This is a genomic window from Enterobacter huaxiensis, from assembly GCF_003594935.2.
Taxonomy (GTDB): Bacteria; Pseudomonadota; Gammaproteobacteria; order Enterobacterales; family Enterobacteriaceae; genus Enterobacter; species Enterobacter huaxiensis.
This window is the reverse complement of sequence record NZ_CP043342.1, coordinates 4280511-4300720: the sequence shown is the minus strand read 5'-3', so window position 1 is coordinate 4300720 and position 20210 is coordinate 4280511. Positions and strand designations below refer to the sequence as shown.

15 protein-coding genes are annotated in these 20210 nt (G+C 58.1%); 6 read left to right on the top strand and 9 right to left on the bottom strand.

All coding sequences use genetic code 11. The features are described 5' to 3' along the window. Positions 1–15: 15 nt before the first annotated feature. The 5 genes from D5067_RS20460 to D5067_RS20440 all read left to right on the top strand — a co-directional run bounded on the left by D5067_RS20460 (position 16) and on the right by D5067_RS20440 (position 6170). Positions 16–1149: an amidohydrolase/deacetylase family metallohydrolase gene (locus D5067_RS20460; RefSeq protein ID WP_119935776.1), complete on the top strand. Its 1134-nt coding sequence runs from the start codon at positions 16–18 to the stop codon at positions 1147–1149. Continuing rightward, on the top strand, positions 1133–2251 hold the full coding sequence (locus D5067_RS20455) for a DgaE family pyridoxal phosphate-dependent ammonia lyase (RefSeq protein ID WP_023334304.1): 1119 nt from the start codon (positions 1133–1135) through the stop codon (positions 2249–2251). The genes D5067_RS20460 and D5067_RS20455 overlap by 17 nt, the downstream gene beginning before the upstream one ends. Next, positions 2248–2988 carry a 2-dehydro-3-deoxy-phosphogluconate aldolase gene (dagF, locus tag D5067_RS20450; protein ID WP_119935775.1) on the top strand — a complete coding sequence of 247 codons (741 nt, stop codon included), beginning with the start codon at positions 2248–2250 and terminating at the stop codon, positions 2986–2988. The genes D5067_RS20455 and dagF overlap by 4 nt, the downstream gene beginning before the upstream one ends. A 115-nt stretch (positions 2989–3103) precedes the next feature. Next, complete coding sequence (locus tag D5067_RS20445; protein ID WP_119935774.1) at positions 3104–4240, top strand: lactonase family protein; 1137 nt, start codon at positions 3104–3106, stop codon at positions 4238–4240. Between the two features lie 19 nt (positions 4241–4259). Beyond that, a complete protein-coding gene (locus D5067_RS20440; RefSeq protein ID WP_119935773.1) occupies positions 4260–6170 on the top strand; it encodes a BglG family transcription antiterminator in 1911 nt (636 codons plus the stop codon). Positions 6171–6202: 32 nt separating this feature from the next. Here D5067_RS20440 and nrdG read toward each other — a convergent pair whose 3' ends face one another. The 5 genes from nrdG to D5067_RS20415 all read right to left on the bottom strand — a co-directional run bounded on the left by nrdG (position 6203) and on the right by D5067_RS20415 (position 13888). Then, entirely contained in the window at positions 6203–6667 is a 465-nt protein-coding gene (gene nrdG / locus D5067_RS20435) for an anaerobic ribonucleoside-triphosphate reductase-activating protein (protein WP_119935772.1), read from the bottom strand. Between the two features lie 128 nt (positions 6668–6795). Beyond that, positions 6796–8934 carry an anaerobic ribonucleoside-triphosphate reductase gene (gene nrdD / locus D5067_RS20430; protein WP_119935770.1) on the bottom strand — a complete coding sequence of 713 codons (2139 nt, stop codon included), beginning with the start codon at positions 8932–8934 and terminating at the stop codon, positions 6796–6798. 368 nt (positions 8935–9302) lie between these two features. After that, on the bottom strand, positions 9303–9875 hold the full coding sequence (locus tag D5067_RS20425; RefSeq protein ID WP_119935769.1) for a PTS sugar transporter subunit IIA: 573 nt from the start codon (positions 9873–9875) through the stop codon (positions 9303–9305). Position 9876: 1 nt separating this feature from the next. Beyond that, complete coding sequence (locus D5067_RS20420; RefSeq protein WP_119935768.1) at positions 9877–12474, bottom strand: glycoside hydrolase family 38 N-terminal domain-containing protein; 2598 nt, start codon at positions 12472–12474, stop codon at positions 9877–9879. 10 nt (positions 12475–12484) lie between these two features. Further along, positions 12485–13888 carry a PTS fructose transporter subunit IIC gene (locus D5067_RS20415; RefSeq protein WP_119935767.1) on the bottom strand — a complete coding sequence of 468 codons (1404 nt, stop codon included), beginning with the start codon at positions 13886–13888 and terminating at the stop codon, positions 12485–12487. Positions 13889–14067: 179 nt separating this feature from the next. Between D5067_RS20415 and D5067_RS20410 the strand changes: the two genes are divergently transcribed. Continuing rightward, a complete protein-coding gene (locus tag D5067_RS20410) occupies positions 14068–14727 on the top strand; it encodes a MurR/RpiR family transcriptional regulator (RefSeq protein WP_119935766.1) in 660 nt (219 codons plus the stop codon). Between the two features lie 8 nt (positions 14728–14735). On the opposite strand, the gene D5067_RS20405 is transcribed toward D5067_RS20410, so the two are convergent. From D5067_RS20405 to treR, 4 genes are all read right to left on the bottom strand, one after another. Then, positions 14736–15482 (bottom strand): oligogalacturonate-specific porin KdgM family protein, encoded by a 747-nt coding sequence (locus tag D5067_RS20405; RefSeq protein ID WP_119935765.1) that lies wholly within the window; start codon positions 15480–15482, stop codon positions 14736–14738. 135 nt (positions 15483–15617) lie between these two features. Further along, on the bottom strand, positions 15618–17273 hold the full coding sequence (gene treC / locus D5067_RS20400) for an alpha,alpha-phosphotrehalase (RefSeq protein ID WP_119935764.1): 1656 nt from the start codon (positions 17271–17273) through the stop codon (positions 15618–15620). A 51-nt stretch (positions 17274–17324) separates the two neighbouring features. Next, positions 17325–18743 (bottom strand): PTS trehalose transporter subunit IIBC, encoded by a 1419-nt coding sequence (treB, locus tag D5067_RS20395; RefSeq protein ID WP_199746123.1) that lies wholly within the window; start codon positions 18741–18743, stop codon positions 17325–17327. 127 nt (positions 18744–18870) lie between these two features. Continuing rightward, the gene (treR, locus tag D5067_RS20390) at positions 18871–19818 is read right to left on the bottom strand and encodes a trehalose operon repressor TreR (RefSeq protein ID WP_119935762.1); all 948 of its coding nucleotides are present in this window, start codon (positions 19816–19818) and stop codon (positions 18871–18873) included. Between the last annotated feature and the right edge of the window lie 392 nt (positions 19819–20210).

Below are 20210 nucleotides of genomic sequence, written 5' to 3'. Positions count from 1 at the left end.
TATCAGGAGATCCTCATGTTTGATTTACTCCTGCGCCGTGCGCGCCTTGCCGACGATACCCTGACCGATATCGCCATTCAGGACGGGAAGATCGCGGCGCTGGGCGAGATTAACGCCCCCGCGCATAAAACGGTTGAGCTGAACGGCGAGGTATTCGTCAGCGCAGGCTGGATTGACTCCCACGTTCACTGCTACCCGAACTCCCCCATTTACCACGACGAACCGGACAGCGTGGGCATTGCGACCGGCGTGACCACCGTGGTGGACGCGGGCAGCACCGGCGCCGACGACGTAGACGATTTTTACGCTATCACCCGCAAGGCTTCCACCGAGGTGTTTGCCCTGCTGAACATCTCCCGCGTGGGGCTGATTGCCCAGAACGAACTGGCCAACATGGCGAACATTGACGCCGATGCGGTGAAGCAGGCGGTGACGCGCCACCCTGATTTTATCGTCGGCCTGAAGGCGCGCATGAGCAGCAGCGTGGTCGGTGAAAACGGCATCACGCCGCTGGAGCGCGCGAAAGCCATTCAGAAAGAGAACGGCGACCTGCCGCTGATGGTGCATATCGGTAACAACCCGCCGAACCTCGACGAAATTGCCGAACTGCTCAGTTCAGGCGACATCATCACCCACTGCTACAACGGCAAGCCTAACCGCATTCTGACGCCCTCCGGCGAGCTGCGCGCCTCCATCACCTCCGCCCTGAAGCGCGGCGTGCGCCTGGACGTCGGGCACGGTACGGCGAGCTTTAGCTTTGAGGTGGCGAAACGCGCCATCGCGATGGGCATCCTGCCGCACACCATCAGCTCGGACATCTACTGTCGCAACCGCATCAACGGCCCGGTCGGCTCGCTGGCAAGCGTGATGTCGAAATTCCTCGCCATCGGCATGTCGCTGCCGCAGGTGATTGACTGCGTGACCGCGAACGCCGCCGACGGCCTGCGCCTGGCGCGCAAGGGCCGCATTCAGCCTGGCCTCGACGCCGACCTGACGCTGTTCACGCTTAAGCGTCAGCCGACTGTGCTGACGGATGCTGAAAACGACAGCCTGCAGGCTGAACACATTCTGGTGCCGCTTGCCGCGATCCGCGCGGGCAAGGGCTACATGACCGAACAAGGGAGCACGGAACATGCCTTCGATTTATGAGAAGTACAACTTAAAGCAGGTTATCAACACCTCCGGCCGCATGACGGCGCTGGGTGTCTCCACGCCGCGCCCGGAAGTGGTGCAGGCGGCAATGGACGGCATGAATGAGTACTTCGAGATGAAGGATCTGGTTAATAAAACCGGGGAATACATCGCGAAGCTGCTGGATGTAGAAGGCGCAACGGTAGTCTCCTGCGCGTCGGCGGGCATTGCCCAGTCGGTGGCGGCGGTGCTGGTGAAGGACAGCGACTGGCTGCTGGAAAACCTGCACGTCACTCCAATCGAGAATAACGAGATCGTCCTGCCGAAAGGCCACAACGTAAACTTTGGCGCGCCGGTGGGCACCATGGTGGCGCTGGGCGGCGGCAGGCTGGTGGAAGCGGGCTACGCCAACGAATGCTCTGCCGATCAGCTGGCGGCGGCGATTACCCCGCGCACCGCGGCGATCCTCTATATCAAATCGCACCACTGCGTGCAGAAAAGCATGCTCAGCGTCGAGCAGGCGGCGGTGGTGGCGCGCAAGCACGACCTCCCGCTGATCGTCGATGCGGCGGCGGAAGAAGATCTGCACGCGTACTACCGCTCCGGCGCGGATCTGGTGATCTACAGCGGCGCGAAGGCGATTGAAGGGCCAACCAGCGGGCTGGTGATCGGCAAAACTCAATATGTTGAATGGGTGAAACGCCAGACGGCGGGCATTGGCCGCGCGATGAAGGTGGGCAAAGAGGGTATCCTGGGCCTGACCTGCGCCATCGAACACTACCTGACGGCGACCAAAGAGAGCGGGGCCGAGATGGTGGCGAAGATGACGCCGTTTATCGACGCGCTCAACACCCTGAACGGCGTGACGGCGCGCGTGGTCTGGGACAGCGCGGGTCGCGATATCGCCCGCACCGAGATTAAGTTCGACGAAGCCACGACCGGCGTCGGAACCGGTGACCTGGTAGCGAAGCTGAAGCAGGGCGAATACGCCATTTACTTCCGCGGATACAAGGCTAACGAAGGGATTATCGAAGCGGACGTGCGCAGCGTGAATGCTGACCAGCTGAACATCGTGTACCGCCGCATTAGCGAAGTGTTAGGACAGGAGAAAAATGCATGAAACTGACCCCCAATTTTTACCGTGACCGCGTCTGCCTGAACGTGCTGGCAGGTTCTAAAGCCAACGCCAGCGCCATTTACGAAGCGGCGGAAGGCCACGTGCTGGTGGGCGTGCTCTCCAAAAATTACCCGGACGTGGCAAGCGCGGTTGCGGATATGCGCGAATACGCGGCGCTGATTGATAATGCGCTCTCCGTTGGGCTGGGCGCGGGCGATCCGAACCAGTCGGCGATGGTGAGTGAAATCTCTCGTCAGGTGCAGCCTCAGCACGTCAACCAGGTCTTCACCGGCGTGGCCACCAGCCGCGCGCTGCTGGGGCAGAATGAGTCCGTGGTCAACGGTCTGGTCTCGCCGACCGGCACCGTCGGGATGGTGAAAATCTCCACCGGCCCGCTGAGCAGCACGGCCCCGGACGGCATCGTGCCGGTTGAAACCGCGATTGCCCTGCTGAAAGATTTCGGCGGCAGCTCCATCAAATACTTCCCGATGGGCGGCCTGAAATGCCGCGACGAGTACAAAGCGGTGGCGGAAGCCTGCGCCCGTCACGACTTCTGGCTGGAGCCGACCGGAGGTATCGATCTGGAAAACTATGAGGAGATCCTGCAGATCGCCCTCGACGCGGGCGTGAGCAAAATCATCCCGCATATCTACAGCTCGATTATCGACAAGGCCAGCGGCGACACGCGCCCGGAAGACGTGCGCACGCTGCTTGCGATGACGAAGAAGCTGGTGAAGTAGAACCTGCCCCTCACCCTAACCCTCTCCCACAGGGAGAGGGAACCTTTACCCCCTCTCCCTTTGGGAGAGGGCTGGGGTGAGGGGAAACACACCGCACACACCCGAAGGAGCCACCATGCACACCCGTAACCTGCTCGTCGCTTCACTCTCTTTACTTGCTACCGCCGCAGTCGCCCAGACGCAATACGCCTGGGTGGGCACCTACAACCCCAACGGTGAAGGGCTGTACCGCTTTACCGTTGACCCGCAAAGCGGCGCGCTGGCGAATAGAACGCTGGTGAGCACGCTGCCGAACGCCGCGCAGCTGGCCGTCTCTCGCGACGGCAAAACGCTCTATCTGGCAAGCGAAGTGGAGCAGGGCGTGGTGCAGGCATTGCGCGTGGGCGAAAACGGCGAGCTAAGCGAGCAGAATCAGGCGGCATCCGGCGGTGCGGGGCCGGTGTACCTTTCCCTGACGCCGAACGGCCAGCACCTGCTGGTGGCGAACTACGTCAGCGGATCGATTGCCGTTCTGCCCGTCAACGCAGACGGCAGGCTGGGTGACGCCACGGATAAACATCAGGATCGGGGCGAGCCGGGTGCGGCAAAACCGGAAGCCGCGGCGGAGGGGAGTTTCGCCATCAGCGATCACAACGGCCCGCATGCGCACATGATCGCCGCCGATCCGAGCGGCAAGTACGTGTTTTCCACCGATCTGGGGCTGGATCGTATCTACCAGTACCGTTTTGACGATCGAACAGGGAAGCTGACCCCGAACGATCCGCCGTTTATCAGCGCCTCCTCAAAAGGGGCCGGGCCGCGTCACTTCGTCTTCACGCCAAAAGGGGATGGCCTGTGGCTGATTAACGAAGAGGCATCTACGCTGACCCATTATGCCGTGACGGCAAACGGCACGCTGAAAGAGGGCAAAACGCTCTCGGCCCTGCCGGAAGGTTACAAAGGCACCAGCTTTGCCGCCGGGCTGGCATTAAGCGCCGACGGTAAACAGCTGTATGTGGCTAACCGTTTGCATAACAGCATCGGGCACTTTACCGTAACAGCGGATGGCACGCTGACGCATCAGGACGACGTGTGGACGCGGGGTGATTACCCGCGCACCCTGACGCTCGATAAACAGGGGCGCTGGCTGTACGTCATGAACCAGCGCAGCGACAACATTACCCGTTTCCGCGTGGGTCAGGACGGCAAGCTAAGCTTTGAGCCAGACTATACCCCGGTCGGCAGTCCATCCCAGATGGTCATTTCACCCTAAGCAGTAAGAGGACAACGACGTGCGATTCCCGAACCAACGTTTAGCGCAACTTTTCGACCTGTTGCAAAACGAGACGCTGCCGCAGGACGAGCTGGCGCAGCGGCTGTCGGTCTCCACGCGAACCGTCCGTGCTGATATCACCGCCCTGAACGCGCTGCTGGCAAGCCACGGCGCGCAGTTTATTCTCAGCCGCGGCAACGGCTATCAGCTCAAAATTGACGACGCTGAACGTTATCAGCAATTGCAGGCAACCCACCCGCGCGCGCTGCGCATCCCCCGGACCGGTCCCGAGCGCGTGCACTATCTGGTGGTGCGTTTTCTCACTTCGGCATTTTCCCTCAAGCTGGAAGATCTGGCGGACGAGTGGTTCGTCAGCCGCGCCACGCTGCAAAGCGACATGGTGGAAGTGCGCGAGTGGTTCCATCGCTATCACCTGACGCTGGAAACCCGTCCGCGCCACGGCATGAAGCTGTTTGGCAGCGAGATGGCGACCCGCGCCTGCCTCACCGACCTCCTGTGGGAGCTGGCGCAGCAGGACAGCCTGAACCCGCTGGTGACTGACGTTGCGCTGAATGCAGGCGTCGCGGAACAGATGGTGCCCGTGCTGCACGATGCGCTGACGCGCCATCACATCCGCCTGACCGACGAAGGCGAGCTGTTCCTGCGTCTTTACTGCGCGGTGTCGGTGCGGCGCATCAGCGAGGGCTATCCGCTGCCGGAATTCCACGCCGAAGACGTGGAGGAGAACGTGCGCGAGGCGGCGAAGGATATCGCCGTCACTATTCAGCAGCTGGCGGGCAAAGCGCTGTCGCCGTCCGAAGAGAGCTGGCTCTGCGTGCACATTGCGGCGCGGCAGATTCAGGAGATTGCCCCGAGCGCCATTAACGCCGACGACGACGAGGCGCTGGTCAACTACATCCTGCGCTACATCAACACCCACTATAACTACAACCTGCTCAGCGACGAACAGCTGCACGCGGACCTGCTCACGCACATCAAAACCATGATCACCCGCGTGCGGTATCAAATTATGATCCCCAACCCGCTGCTGGATAACATCAAGCAACACTACCCGATGGCGTGGGACATGACGCTCGCGGCGGTGTCGAGCTGGGGTAAATACACGCCGTATGTGATCAGCGAAAACGAGATTGGCTTCCTGGTGCTGCATATCGGCGTCGGGCTGGAGCGCCACTACAACATTGGCTACCAGCGCCAGCCCCGCGTGCTGCTGGTGTGCGACGCCGGTAATGCCATGGTCCGCATGATTGAAGCGGTGCTGCAGCGCAAATATCCGCAAATTGAGGTCACGCGCACGCTCACCCTGCGCGAGTACGAATTGGCCGAATCCATCGGCGAAGACTTCGTGATCGCCACCGCCCGCGTGAGCGAAAAGTCTAAGCCGGTGGTGACGATCGCCCCGTTCCCGACAGACTATCAGTTAGAGCAGATCGGCAAGCTGGTGCTGGTGGACCGCACCCGACCGTGGATGCTGGATAAATACTTCGACGCGGCCCATTTCCGTATTATCGACACGCCCGTTGACCAGCAAACGCTGTTCCGCGAGCTGTGCGAGCAGCTCGAAGGCGAAGGTTTCGTTGGCGCGGAGTTTCTGGATTCGGTTATCGAGCGTGAAGCCATCGTCAGCACCATGCTCGGCGACGGTATTGCGCTGCCGCACTCACTCGGCCTTTTAGCGCAGAAAACGGTGGTCTATACGGTGCTGGCGCCGCAGGGCATTCAGTGGGGCGATGAAACCGCGCACGTCATCTTCCTGCTTGCCATCAGCAAAAGCGAGTACGAAGAGGCGATGGCGATCTACGATATTTTCGTCACCTTCCTGCGTGAACGGGCGATGTCGCGGCTGTGTGGCTGCGGAGATTTTGCCGAGTTTAAGGCGGTGGCAATGGAGAGTGTGAGTCGGTTTTGAGGTAAGGGCGGACGGATAACATCCGCCTTTGCTCACCGCAGATGATGCACAACCTGGTTGCTGCTGCCGCGCCAAATCAGCGCCGGGTCTTTTAAATCCTGCACGAATTTGCCGTCGACCAGCACGTTAATCAGATCCACCACTTCCATTTGCTGCGCGTTCAGCTCATCCAGCCTGTAGCCTGTCCAGACCCAGATATCTTTTCCCGTACACTCTGCCCGAATGCGCTTCACCAGCTTCAGGATATCCGGCACGTTTTGCGGGTGAAGGGGGTCGCCGCCGGAGAGGGAAATCCCCTGACGGTGAATGCGCGTGTCGTTCAGGTCGTTGACGATCTTGTCTTCCATCTCAGCGGTAAACGGCATACCGGAATTTAAGCGCCAGGTGCTTTTGTTGTAGCAGCCGGGGCATTCGTGGACGCAGCCTGAAACAAACAGGGTGCAGCGGGTGCCGGGGCCGTTGACGATGTCAACGGGGTAGTATTGATGGTATCGCATAGAAAATTCCCAGAGAGTTTGTGCGCGCTGATGCCCTCACCCCGGCCCTCTCCCACAGGGAGAGGGGGGAAAGTTCCCTCTCCCTTGAGGGAGAGGGGTAGGGTGAGGGGGAGAACCCCGCGCAGAACTTACCCGATCTGCCCATTCCCCAGATGCTTCACGCGGCGCTTCACCTCTTCCTGCTTCCCGGCGTTAAACGGACGGGCATCAGGGCTGCCGAGATAGCCGCACACGCGGCGGGTCACGGAGACGCGGGCCGCGTCGTGGTTGCCGCATTTCGGGCAGGTGAAGCCTTTGCTCGTACACTCGAACTCACCGGTAAAGCCGCACTCGTAGCACTCGTCGATTGGCGTGTTGGTCCCGTAATACGGTACGTGCTGGTAGCTGTAATCCCACACGTCCTCCAGCGCCTTCAGGTTGTGCTGGATGTTCGGGTACTCGCCGTAGCAGATGAACCCGCCGCTGGCGATCGGCGGATAGGCCGCTTCGAAGTCGATTTTGTCGTACGGGTTCACCTTCTTCTCCACGTCGAGGTGGAAGCTGTTGGTGTAGTAACCTTTGTCGGTCACGCCTTCCACGATGCCGAACTCGGCGGCGTCCAGGCGGCAGAAGCGGTCGCACAGGTTCTCGCTTGGCGTGCTGTAGAGGCTGAACCCGTAGCCGGTTTCGTCTTTCCACTGGTCAACCGCGTCGCGCAGGCGCTGAACAATCGCCACGCCTTTCTCACGCAGGGCCTCGCTGTCGTACACGTGCTTGTCGCCAAACAGCGCGTTGATGGTTTCGTGAATGCCGATATAGCCCAGCGAAATCGACGCGCGACCGTTTTTGAAGATCTCCGACACGTCATCGTCCGCCTTCAGACGCACGCCGCAGGCGCCTTCCATATAGAGGATGGGCGCGACGCGGGCTTTCACCCCTTCCAGACGGGCAATGCGGGTCATCAGCGCTTTGCGCGCCAGCTGCAGGCGTTCGTCCAGCAGCGTCCAGAAGGCCTGTTCATTACCTTTGGCTTCCAGCGCGATGCGCGGCAGGTTCAGGCTGATCACGCCCAGGTTGTTGCGTCCGTCGTGGATCTGCTCGCCGTTTTCATCTTCGTATACGCCGAGGAAGCTGCGGCAGCCCATAGGCGTTTTAAACGAACCTGTGACTTTGACGACCTGATCGTAGTTCAGGATGTCCGGATACATGCGCTTGCTCGCGCACTCCAGCGCCAGCTGTTTGATGTCGTAGTTCGGATCGCCAAACTTGTGGTTCAGGCCGTCGCGAATGGCGAATACCAGCTTCGGGAAGACCGCGGTTTTGCGGTTTTTGCCGAGGCCGGAAATACGGTTACGCAGGATGGACTGCTGAATCAGGCGGGATTCCCAGCTGGTGCCGAGGCCAAACCCGAAGGTCACAAACGGCGTCTGGCCGTTAGCGGTGTGCAGCGTGTTTACTTCGTATTCCAGTGACTGGAAGGCGTCGTAGCACTCTTTCTCGGTACGGGAGTGCGCGTAGCCGTCGGCGTCAGGGATTTGCCACTCTTCCGCCGTTTTGCGGTGCTTGTTAAAGCTTTCGGTCACGAACGGTGCCAGCACTTCATCAATGCGGTTGATGGTGGTGCCGCCGTAAATGTGGCTCGCGACCTGGGCGATAATCTGCGCGGTGACGGCGGTGGCGGTGGAAATTGATTTTGGCGGTTCAATCTCGGCGTTACCCATTTTAAAGCCGTGGGTCAACATGCCCTTAAGGTCGATGAGCATGCAGTTGAACATCGGGAAGAACGGGGAGTAGTCGAGATCGTGATAGTGGATTTCACCGCGTTCGTGCGCGGATACCACGTCGCGCGGCAGCAGGTGCTGACGGGCATAGTGCTTGGCCACGATACCGGCCAGCAGGTCGCGCTGGGTCGGGATCACTTTGCTGTCTTTATTGGCGTTTTCATTGAGCAGCGATGAGTTGGTTTGTTCGACCAAACCGCGAATTTCCTGGTTCAGGCGGCCGCGCTTTTCACGCTGGACGTCACGATCGTGACGGTACTCAATATAGGCCCGCGCCAGCTGCTTGTACGGGCCAGACATCAGCTGGTTCTCAACCGCGGTCTGGATATCGTTGATATCCACCTGGCTGCGTTCATTCATCTGGCTGCTAACGATTTCTGCGACGGTGGCGCAGTAATCTGCGTCATCGACTCCCGCTGCTTTAGCTGCACGCAGAATGGCTTCTTTGATGCGCTCTGATTTAAACGGCACTTTACAGCCATCACGTTTCATCACATGCGGTGTCATGATCACTCCATTTTAAAAACAGGTTATCCACAGAGGCGGAGAAGTTTTCACCGGGGCTATTATCAGCCAGGCCAGAGACTTCCCTCGTTCCCAACGCGTGTTATCCACAATTCCGGAGAGCTGAGTCGCCGTCTTGTTGTTGGAATAGTAGACGATAAATACAACATGTTGGGTCGGGATGCATTTTAAGTGCTACATATAGTGATTTGCATCAAACATGTTTGCGATTTTATTGATGCAGAACAAAGTAAAAAGGCGAGAGTACAAACGGCGGGCGTTACAGCATTTGTAAATGCGTGAGAGAAAAATCTGATTAATTATTCAACAAAAACAAGCGCTCAGCACGGCCTGTCCTGAGCGCTGTTCGTTTAACTTACTCCGCAGACCCAGCTCAATCCCGCCTGCAAAAAGGCTGCGGTAACGATACTGCCCAGCACCACCGGGATGAGAAGGGAGCGTTCAGGGGCATCGTCCTGTTTTTGAGGTTCTTCATCACTTAGGGCGGACATCGCCTCTTCCCGGGTGTGTGCCGCCAGGAGCTGCTTGCGCACCCGATCGTCAGTCAGTCTGCTGGTCAGCGTCGTCAGCAGCTGCATATGCGTACTGCCTGCTTCCGCTGGCGGAATGGCGAGCAAGAAAACCATTCTGACCTCTTCATCACCGTCCAGCCCCGGCCAGCTTATCGGGTCGTCAAAGAGCGCCAGACAAAACGCCGCCTGAAGCACCGCCCCGGTTTTACCGTGCGGGACGGCGAGCGCCTCACCCAGCGCGGTAGGGCCTTCACTTTCGCGCTGTACCACGCTCTGGATAAACGTTTCTTCATCGCTGATGATTTCTCGCCTGGCGAGCGGTTCGGCGAGCCAGCGTATCAGCGATTCAGGCGTACGGTGCGGCGGGTTGATAAAAACCAGATCGGGGTGCGTCAGGGCAAGCAAATTCATATTAAGCCTCCATCAAAAAATCGCAGGTCGCGAAAGGGGGAATTGCCGTTACCGGCTGCACCGGCTCTTCCAGATAGTTGATCTGACGGAGCCCAGCCAGACATTCCGGGATGGGAGCCGGCTGCGTGCCGGCGTTAAACAGGCGCACGACGGTGCCTGACAGCTGCTGCGCATGGGGCAGAGCGGAAAGGATGAGCGGCTCCGGCAGGGTCAATAGCGAGAATTGTGCTGGAAGCCTGCGGTCGGGCAGACGCAACGTAAAGCGCTCAAGACGGTGATCGAGCGTGTGCAGCATCTGACGTTGATAGGTGAAGGGCTGCCCGGCCGCCTGATTTTCCAGCTGGCGAAGCGTGAGATGGTCGGCGTTGTCGGCCAGCGCGACGCTGAATGAGAAGTGCAATGGCTTCAGCAGCTGAGCATCAGGAGTCTCGACCACCGTATTATTAATGCCGGAGGCCCGGCCCGGTCGCCAATCGAGATCGTTGCGCCCGAGCACGCCCGTCGCTTTAAACAACGTCAGGGCAATCGCCGCCGGCTCGCTGCCAACGATCTGAAATTCCTTCATCCCGCGGCTATTTACCACCAGCGCTTTGCCCGCTTCCGCGACAGCAATAATTCCCTCGCTGGTTTCGATATCCACGGGCATCTCGCGATAGCGCTCCTGCCAGTTTTCAGCGGCACACCCCGTTTCGCGCTGGATTATTGCGAAGGGCTGTGAGGCGATAGCGTGACGGGTGTGAATATCGCTGCCGATCAGTAAACGTAGCCGGTGATCGCAGTGGCTGTTTTCCAGCGAAGCCTCGACATACAGGGTCGGATCGTCGTGGCGTAATTCGCATACCAGATGAATAGATAGCGGCATTCGGCCAGAATCCTGACGTCCTGCGAGACCCGGCGGAAGAAGCATTCTGGCTTCGACGACCAGCGTTTCGACAAGCGGCGTTTTCAGGCAGTCAATGAGCGTGAACTGCGAACAGCGCGTCGGCGCGTCGCCCGCAAGCGGTGAGAAATCGTAGCTGTCGCCCGCGTCCGCACAGTCTTCCAGGGTAAAGAAAGAGGGGATGCGTCTGCCGCTGCGTTTGTCCTGCAGGGTGAGCGTTCCGGCATCCAGCGCCAGTTGATAGCGCGTATTCTCTATCTCACACCCCTTAATCTGTTCAGGCTGGCGGAACGGCGCAGGGTTATCTTCAACCCTGACGGTGAGATAGCCGACCGGAGGCAGAACCGGAGTTTGCAAAGCAACCTGCCAGCGGAAATAAGGGGGAAGGGGCGTTTCACATTCACCTTCGGCGGTGAGAGAGATCGCCGTTCCGCCGGGCAACGCGTCTCTTTTCAGGACGTCGAAGGGGATTGGGCGCCCCTGGTGCATCAGCGCGATATTTTCAGCGCGGCTATAGAGCGTGGTTTTCACCACGCGCTGCGTTGGGGTGGCTAGCGGATTAAAAATCAGCAGGCCGCCTTCCTGAACGCAGGCGGCGGCCAGGGTTTTCACCACCAGATTCCACAGGCTGTGGCACAGCTGTTCGGTTTGCTCCAGCCGATGCAGTATGTCGCGGTTGGTGGCATCGCTATTACAGCCGCCGATGGAGTCATGGGCGTGGCTTCGCAATAGCTTCTTCCAGAGCGTATCGACGACTGAGAGGTTGACCGGGATCCCCTGATGACGCGCCATTGCAATGGTTGGCTCCAGCTGTCGAAGGACGAACTGCTCAACCTCATCATTTTTCTTTTTGATGTCGTAGCGCACGGAGCCGATCGTTTTATGAATACGGGTGTAGCGCGGTGATTTCAGCTCCCCTTCCCAGAGTTCAAACTGTTCACGCTGCGCGCGCAGAATGCTGACGTAGTGCTCCAGCGAACTGATGAGGTAACGATCCCGATCCGGGGACTGTGCGCTGGCGACCTGCAGGATTTTCGGCAGCGCCGGGTCTATGCTGACCTGATCGCCGCCGCAGGGCAGGAGCAGGTCGTTTATACCGGCCCGTGAGCGCAGATGATTAACCATCGGGTAGATTTTACCCTGCAGATGGAGAGCTTCCGAACGCATGTTTTTAGCCGCGCCATAACCGAGCGCCATCGCACAGGCGATGACGGTCGCACCTGACGGCGCGCGCCAGAGGAACTGGCTGGTTTTCGCGTGCCTGTCGTGATCGATACCGCGCCAGAAGACGATATTGTCGATATTGCAGCCCTGCAAAATCATGGGCATCTGCGCATTGTGGCCGAAGGTATCCGGAAGATACCCGACCTGCATAGCATGCCCCAGCCTACGGGCAGCGAAGATGCCGTATTTGAGGTTGCGGATAATCGATTCACCATGCACGTTGTAGCTGTCCGTCTGGGTATACCACGGCCCCACAAATACTCTTTTTTCTCTGACCAGCGTTTCCAGCCTGGCGCGATAATCGGTATTGATGGCGAGAAAGTCATCCACCACCGCCATCTGCCCGTCAAGGTGATAGCAATGATAGGCCGGGTCCTGCTCCAGCGTGTCGATAACGTCCGCAAAGTTATACGACGCCAGCACCATGCTGTCCTGACGGGTGAAATACCACTCCTGGTCCCAGTGCGTATGGGCAATGACGTGGATCTGATTCATGACGTTCCCCTTACCTGGCGTTCTTTGGGCTGACATAGAGCACGCCCAGGGCGCAAATCAGCGCGCCAAGAAAGACGCTCACCAGGTAGCCCGCCACATTGGTTGCCAGCGGCCAGCCCCAGATGGCCGGCAGAGGCAGCGTCTGCTTTACGCCCAGGGCAATCGCGACCAGCGTGCCGGCGACGGCACCGGTCATGAATACCGGGATCAGGCGTGGGTTTTTCAGAATGAACGGGATGGCACCCTCCGAGATCCCGATAACGCCCAGCAATAACGAGGTGCTGCCAACGGTTTTCTCTTCCCGGCTGAAGACATCCGGTAGCCCAAATCGGCCGTTGAGGAATGCGGCAAAGCCGACGCCAATGGAGGGGATCACGATGGAGAGTTCACGGGCGGTTAAATCAAACGTCTCGCTCATGCCGTTCAGACCAAGTGCGACCGAGCCCGCGGCCTTGTTGACCGGACCACCCAGGTCGAACGCGGTGCCCGCGGCGATCATCGCGGAATAGAACCCGCGTCCGGTGTCGCCTGCCGAGGTAAAAAAGACCACCATCAGCTGGTTAAGCGAGCCAAAAATGGGGTTAATCAGGTATTCCATGACCATCACCAGCGTAATGCCGGCGATCAGCGGGACGGCCAGCATAGTTTTAAGGGTGGTGAGCTGCTGACGGACGCGAATCGAATCATTGAGCCAGCGCACCAGATAGCCCACAAAAAAGCCAATACCAATGGCGCCGAAAAAGCCGGACGGCATAAAGCCTTCGATATCAAAGAAGCGCTTGTAGACTTCGTCTGACATGATGCCGCCAATAAGCCCGGGGATCAGCGCCGGTTTACCGGCAATGGAAAACGCCAGATACATGGCGAAAACCGGGTACATGAACTTGATGGTCATAAAGCCCACTTTATCCAGCACGCTGAATGGCGAATGTTCAATGTTAATAAACTGCCCGGTAATTTTGGCCGTTGCCATCATCAGCCCGCCCATGACCACCACCGGCAGCATATAGCTGATGGCCGCCATGATATGGCCGATAAAGACCTGATAAGCCGAACGCTGGAAATCGTCTTCGTCTGCTACGCAGTCGGAGGCGACGTTTTTTCCCTTTGCCAGCGCCTGACGCAAATAGCGATCGGTATGCTTGATAAGCTCTTGCGTGCGGGTCTGAAGGTGGGCAATGTTTTCAAAACGCTCGGCATCCTGAATGGGAACGTCGGTGGCCAGAATAATGGCCGTGGCGGAGGCGATATCCTGTTTTGTTAAGCGGTTTTTAACACCGTCGCTGCCCTGCGTTTCGACCTTTACTTCGATATTGTGCTCTTTAGCCCATGCAATAATTTTATTCGCCGCCATAAAGGTGTGTGCTATGCCTGTCGGGCAGGCCGTTACCGCGACAACTTTTTGTTTTGTCATTGTCATAATTCCCTGGATGTGAAAACAGGGAAAGTATAAAGAGAACCTAAAACAGTTTTTAATGTTTGCTAATACTAATTACGTATCGTGATACGCGTAAAGGCAATGTGTGAAGCGCCTTCCAGAGACTATTTTTCCGCTGTGTTAATATCATGCCGGGATTAAACAGGGTGTAATAGATGAATTCATTCCAGGGAAGTGAACGTTTGATATTTGAATACATTCAGTATCATGCATGTAATATTTCTAATATATCGGCAAAAGAGATTGCCCGTGACACCTTTACCACGACAACATCCGTTAATCGGGTGTGTAAAAAAATGGGCTATAAAAGCTATACCGAGCTTCGGTATCGTTTTTTGCGCGATCATTTTACACCTGCCCCGGTAGAGCCTGACGTGGGGCCGCAGGCGGATGATATTGTGGCAGAGGTGTCCAGGTTGCTTACGCAGTCCAGCCACATTTACCTGTACGCACGCGGTGCCTCGCTCACCAGCCTCAACTACCTGTCGCGCTTTTTATCGCTGGCGAGCCTGCCGCACCTTATTTTAAATGACATGCACCAGCTGACACGGGTATCGAAGGGGACGCTGGTGTTGATCAGTAAATCAGGGGAGACGCAGTCGCTGATTGAGATGGCGCGTAACGCGCTGCGCAAAGGGTTAAAGATTATTGCCATTACCCGCGAGGGGTCGACACTGGCGGCGATCTCAACGCTATGCTGGCCGTTATCGATCGACATTAACGCGGTATCGCTGTATCAGCGGGAAGGGCAGCTTGAACTGTTAATCGCCGTGGACCGTATCGGCTGCAGGCTACTGCAGCACGATACGGTGTAGTCAGGCCGTCAGAGCTGCTTCACTATTCCGAGACGTACGGCATAATCATTTTCATGATTGCCATCAGCAGTGATGTACGTTTTATCCAGCGAAACCAATTCGACGTAAGGCGTCCAGCCATCGTCTAGCTTGTAGTTGAACGCGACGGTATGTTCCCAGTAGGTATCATCCCCGGTTCCCTGATCGACGTTATCCTGCCAGCGGAAGCGTGGATTGTAGGACATACCGAATTTGCCAATGTTATACGCGAACCAAATGTCGAACTGGTGCGACTGGCGGCGGGTGTAGCCGCTGCCGTCTAACGCTTTGTCGCTGTGCGCGTCATTGACTGTGTTATAGCGGTAACGTGCGGAAAGATTCAGACCGTTATCAAATGCTTTCCAGCCCTGAATGAAGGGGCGGTAATGGGTATTGCTGGCGGTGAAAACCGTTACCATGCCGGGCGCAACGGCAAAGCCATTTCCCAGATCGACGCGCCAGCGCGTTTCGATTTCCTGCGCCGCTTCCGTTAACCCTTTGTCGTCGGGATTATAGCGATCGGTATCACCAAAAAAGGTATCGTTGTGGTTTTGTGCGGCTTCAACGGAGAAGTAAAAACCGTTATTCGCCTGATGCATGACCTTAATACGTGAATCATTTACGTCCGAGCGCGTATTATGTCCAAACCGAAGGTCGACGGATGTATTTCCGCACCATCCCTGCGTGCTTAATAATAATGCGCTAATACACATTGCTTTAATAATTGTCTTTTTCATAATGTCCTGCCGAGGTTATTTAATTGGCAGGGCTATTTTTATTTTTGTTACATCGCGATGTAAAAGTTATCGTCGTACATTTAGCGTATCGCTAAACATAAAAAAGGAGATACAGCATGCTGTATCTCCTGAGAGTTATTCCTGCACCCACCAGATGGCTTCAAACGGGCGCAATACCAGCGTATCGGGGCGGGAGGGAACGTCTTCATAGTTACTGAGTGCCGCCCGCCATGCACCCTGTATAGGGGCCGGCTGCCACTGCTGTTGCTCGCTGCTCAGGTTCGCCACCACAATCAGGCTTTGCCCCTGCCACTGGCGGCGGTAGCACCACAGGGAAGCGTGCTCAGGAAGCAGATCCTGATAATCCCCCCACGTCAGCACCGGCAGCGTTTTGCGCAGGCTAATGAGCGACTGATAGGTGTAAAACACTGAATCCGGGTCGTCGAGCGCCGCGCGGGCGTTCACGGTTTCGTAATTATCGCACACGCCAATCCACGGCTCGCCCTCGGTAAAGCCCGCGCTGTGCGACGCGTCCCACTGCATTGGCGTACGGCCGTTATCGCGGGACTTACTTGCCAGGATCGTCAGTAGTTCGTCCGGGTCGCGACCGTTCGCCCGCAGTTCCGCGAACATGTTCAGGCTTTCTACGTCGCGATAGTCGGTGATGCGGCTGAAGTGCGGGTTGGTCATCCCCAGCTCTTCACCCTGATAGATATACGGCGTGCCCTGCATGCCGTGCAGCACCATGCCGAGCATCTTCGCGGCCTGAACGCGGTATTCGCCTTCATCACCAAAGCGCGACACAATGCGCGGCTGATCGTGGTTACACCAGAACAGCGCATTCCACGCCCTGTTATGCATGCCCTGCTGCCAGTGGCTGAAGAGGGTTTTCAGCGCCACGAAGTCCGGCTTCGCCTTCGTCCACTTTTCGCCGCCCGGGTAATCTACCTTCAGGTGGTGGAAGTTAAAGGTCATCGACAGCTCGCTGCCGTCGAGAGCCGCATACTGCTGACAATTGGCCAGCGAGGTCGACGACATTTCGCCCACCGTCATCAGGCCGCGCGGCGTGAAGACGTCACGGCTCATCTCCTGCAGGTATTCATGCACCCGCGGCCCGTCGGTGTAAAAACGGCGGCCGTCGCCGATGTTGTCGTCCGGGAAATCCTGCTCTTTAGAGATGAGGTTAATCACGTCGAGACGCAAGCCGTCCACGCCGCGATCGGCCCAGAACTCGCACACCTTTTTCAGCTCGGCGCGCACGTCCGGGTTTTCCCAGTTGAGGTCCGCCTGCTCTGGCGCAAACAGGTGCAGATAGTACTGCTCGCTCTCGGCGTGCCAGCGCCAGGCGTTGCCGCCGAATTTGGAGCGCCAGTTGTTCGGAAGCTGCTCCGGCGTGCCGTCGCGCCAGATATAGAACTGGCGGTACGGGCTCTCTTTGTTCAGCGACTCGCGGAACCAGGCGTGCTGCGTTGAGGTGTGGTTTAACACCATATCCAGCACGATGCGGATGCCGCGCGCGTGCGCCTCGGCAACCAGCTCGTCGAAGTCGTCCAGCGTGCCGTAGGCCGGGTCGATGGCGGTGTAGTTTGCGACGTCGTAACCGTTATCCACCTGCGGGGAGATGTAAAACGGCGTCAGCCAGACGGCGTCGATGCCGAGGGTTTTCAGGTAGTCCAGGCGCCGCGTTACGCCGCGCAGGTCGCCGGTGCCGCGCCCGGTGGTGTCCTGGAAACTCTTTGGGTAGATCTGATAGATGACGCCGTTCTGCCACCAGTGAGGAAGGTTATTCATAGTGTGTTCCTGCAAATGCGAAGGGGCGCAACTGCGCCCCGAAAGAAGGATTTAAACAATCTGCAGCGTGCCCTGACGGAACTTGCGCTGGTAAACCACGGTGGTGAGCGCCATTGGGACGATAATCGCGATGGCCATCGCCAGGGCAAACACCTGCCAGAAGGCGGGCTGGATGGAGAGGATGCCCGGCAGGCCGCCGACGCCAATCCCGTTCGCCATCACGCCGTAGAGGCCGCACAGCAAGCCCGCCAGACCGGAGCCGATCATCGCGCAGAGCATCGGGAAGCGGTACTTCAGGTTGATACCGTACATCGCCGGTTCGGTGACGCCGAGGTAGGCGGAGATGGCTGCCGGAACGGAGATCTCACGCTCGTTGTGCTTACGGCTCATGATGATGATGCCGGTGACCGCAGACGCCTGGGCAATGTTAGACAGCGCGATGATAGGCCAGACAGGGGTCCCACCGAGGCTCTGGATCATCTGCATATCAATCGCCAGCGTGGTCTGGTGCACGCCGGTGATCACCAGCGGGGCATACAGGAAGCCAAACAGCGCGGCACCGACTGGCGCGAAGCTGCCGGTCATCAGGTGACGCACCGCGAAGGCCACGCCGTCGCCAATCATGCGGCCAAACGGACCGATAAAGGCGTGCGCCAGGAACACCGCCAGAATCAGCGAGCAGACCGGCACCACCACCAGATAGAGATAATCCGGCACGATGCGCTTCAGGCGGGTTTCAATAAAGCCGAGCGCCAGGCCGGCCAGCAGGGCCGGAATCACCTGCGCCTGATAGCCCACTTTGGCGATGGTAAACAGGCCGAAGTTCCACACCTCAGGCACCTGCTGACCAAGTAAGTAAGCGTTCATTAACTGCGGAGAGACCAGCGTGACGCCCAGCACGATACCGAGAATCGGCGTGCCGCCCATCTTGCGCACCGCGGACCAGCAGATCCCGACCGGCAGATAGAAGAAGATGGCTTCGCCAATCAGCCACAGGAAGTCGTAGATGCTTTGCAGCGCCGGATACATCTGCGCCAGCGTTTTGCCGTCGCTCATCGGCACATCGCCGATGACGTTACGGAAGCCCAGGATTAAGCCCCCGCTGATCAGCGCCGGCAGCAGCGGGAAGAAGATCTCCGCGAAGTGGGAAATCAGCTGCTCGTGCCACTTCATATTCTGGCGCGCGGCCTTCTTCGCCTGCTCTTTATCGGCAGACGAGTGCCCGGTTGTCGCCAGCAGAGCCTGATAGTAATCGCCCACTTCGGTACCAATCACCACCTGGAACTGTCCGGCGTTGGTGAAGCAGCCTTTGACCATCTTCAGCTCTTCAATGGCTTTCGGGTCCGCTTTTGACGGATCGTTCAGCACGAAGCGCAGGCGGGTAATGCAGTGGCTGACGGTGGCGATGTTTTCGCGCCCGCCCACCAGGACGATCAACCGATCGATATCGGCTTGTTTAACTTTACTCATCATGAAACCTCATGACTGATGTTGAGGGGGTAATGACCTGAGCGCAAGCCTACTCCTTCAGCGTGACGGCGAAAATGGGAACGTTCCCGAAACCGGGCGAAGATCACAATAAACCGCTTAGCGGGGGTTAAGAAAGGTGGGCTGGGATGACGATCTGACGCGGCTCAGCGCGTCCGTTGATCTGCTCGATCAGCTGCGCGGCGGCCTGTCTTCCGGACTCGGCGTAGCCTGGGTCAACGGTAATAATTTCCGGGTGCAGGAACTTCATGAGCGGCGTGCTGCCGACGCTCGCCACCTGCAGGTTATCGATACGCTGCTCCTGCAGATATTTGCTGGCGCCAAGGGCAAGGGTATCCGTGGCGCAGACCAGCGCGGTGGTTTGCGGGGTCAGGACGCTGGCGACCTGCTCGTAGCCCTGCTTCATGCCCAGCCCCGGTAGGGAGGCCACGGCGGAGAGATTGTGCTTTTTGCAAAAGGCCAGATAGGCTTCATGGCGCCGCTTGCCGGTGGTGACGTCCGCGTGCGGCACGCCCAGATAGCTGATGTGGCGGTGGCCCTTATCGTACAGACGCTGCATCAGGGTAATAATCGCCCCTTCGTCGTCATAGCAGACGGAGGCAAACCCCGGCGCATCGCGCGCCAGCAGCACCAGCGACGGCTGCCAGGGTTTGAGCATCTCGTCTTTAATGCCGGTAAAACCAAACAGCACCACGCCGTCGATGTTGCGGCGCTGCAGCATGCCCAAATGCTCTTCCACCATCTGCGTCGAGAACTGGCTCTCCATCATGATCGGATCGTAGCCCTGCTCGTAAAACGCAGGCAGCATGGTCTGCACGGCAAGATTTTCCGAGAGGGAATCCAGACGCGAGACGATAATGGCCACCACCTTGTCACTCTGTCCGCGCATGGCGCGCGCGGAGCGGGAAGGGGAAAAACCGTGCTGATTCATAACCGCCTCGACGCGCTCGCGCGTGCGTTCGCTGACGCCGCTTTCGTTGTTCAGCACGCGCGAGACGGTTGATTTCCCCACGCCGCTTAAACGCGCGATGTCTTTAATCGTAAGGCGGTTCTGCATGCTGTATTCCCTGTAACAACGACAATGTAGTGAAATGAGCCTAATGCTATAGCGCGATTTCGCTATGGGCAAAGTCTGGTTTACGTTCGGTTTATTTGCGTGGAGTTATAATACCGCCCGATTAGCCACAAACGGTATGGTTAAATCCTTATACTGCGCGGCGACACCCTACTTTTTACCTGCCGGAGGCCACATGGATCCCGATCCCACACCTCTCCTGAACGGGAGAAAACGTTCTTTCCGGTAAGCCAGCCCTGTTGCTGTCTCACCGGCGTGAGGCAGTAGCGTCTTAAGTTCTAAACGTTCCTGCTTGAAAAATTCAGTGCCTTTCAGGTACGGCCCTGCCACGCCTGAAGGAAATGCTGCGTCCGCCCCTGCGGATGCGGAGGAAT

What these genes read in the sequence shown, in the direction of transcription:
- D5067_RS20410 (WP_119935766.1), top strand. Translation starts at nt 14,068, where the DNA reads ATGAATTCATTCCAGGGAAGTGAACGTTTGATATTTGAATACATTCAG.
- dagF (WP_119935775.1), top strand. Translation starts at nt 2,248, where the DNA reads ATGAAACTGACCCCCAATTTTTACCGTGACCGCGTCTGCCTGAACGTG.
- nrdD (WP_119935770.1), bottom strand. Translation starts at nt 8,934, where the DNA reads ATGACACCGCATGTGATGAAACGTGATGGCTGTAAAGTGCCGTTTAAA.
- D5067_RS20455 (WP_023334304.1), top strand. Translation starts at nt 1,133, where the DNA reads ATGCCTTCGATTTATGAGAAGTACAACTTAAAGCAGGTTATCAACACC.
- D5067_RS20425 (WP_119935769.1), bottom strand. Translation starts at nt 9,875, where the DNA reads ATGAATTTGCTTGCCCTGACGCACCCCGATCTGGTTTTTATCAACCCG.
- D5067_RS20420 (WP_119935768.1), bottom strand. Translation starts at nt 12,474, where the DNA reads ATGAATCAGATCCACGTCATTGCCCATACGCACTGGGACCAGGAGTGG.
- D5067_RS20405 (WP_119935765.1), bottom strand. Translation starts at nt 15,482, where the DNA reads ATGAAAAAGACAATTATTAAAGCAATGTGTATTAGCGCATTATTATTA.
- D5067_RS20460 (WP_119935776.1), top strand. Translation starts at nt 16, where the DNA reads ATGTTTGATTTACTCCTGCGCCGTGCGCGCCTTGCCGACGATACCCTG.
- treR (WP_119935762.1), bottom strand. Translation starts at nt 19,818, where the DNA reads ATGCAGAACCGCCTTACGATTAAAGACATCGCGCGTTTAAGCGGCGTG.
- D5067_RS20445 (WP_119935774.1), top strand. Translation starts at nt 3,104, where the DNA reads ATGCACACCCGTAACCTGCTCGTCGCTTCACTCTCTTTACTTGCTACC.
- treC (WP_119935764.1), bottom strand. Translation starts at nt 17,273, where the DNA reads ATGAATAACCTTCCTCACTGGTGGCAGAACGGCGTCATCTATCAGATC.
- nrdG (WP_119935772.1), bottom strand. Translation starts at nt 6,667, where the DNA reads ATGCGATACCATCAATACTACCCCGTTGACATCGTCAACGGCCCCGGC.
- D5067_RS20415 (WP_119935767.1), bottom strand. Translation starts at nt 13,888, where the DNA reads ATGACAAAACAAAAAGTTGTCGCGGTAACGGCCTGCCCGACAGGCATA.
- treB (WP_199746123.1), bottom strand. Translation starts at nt 18,743, where the DNA reads ATGAGTAAAGTTAAACAAGCCGATATCGATCGGTTGATCGTCCTGGTG.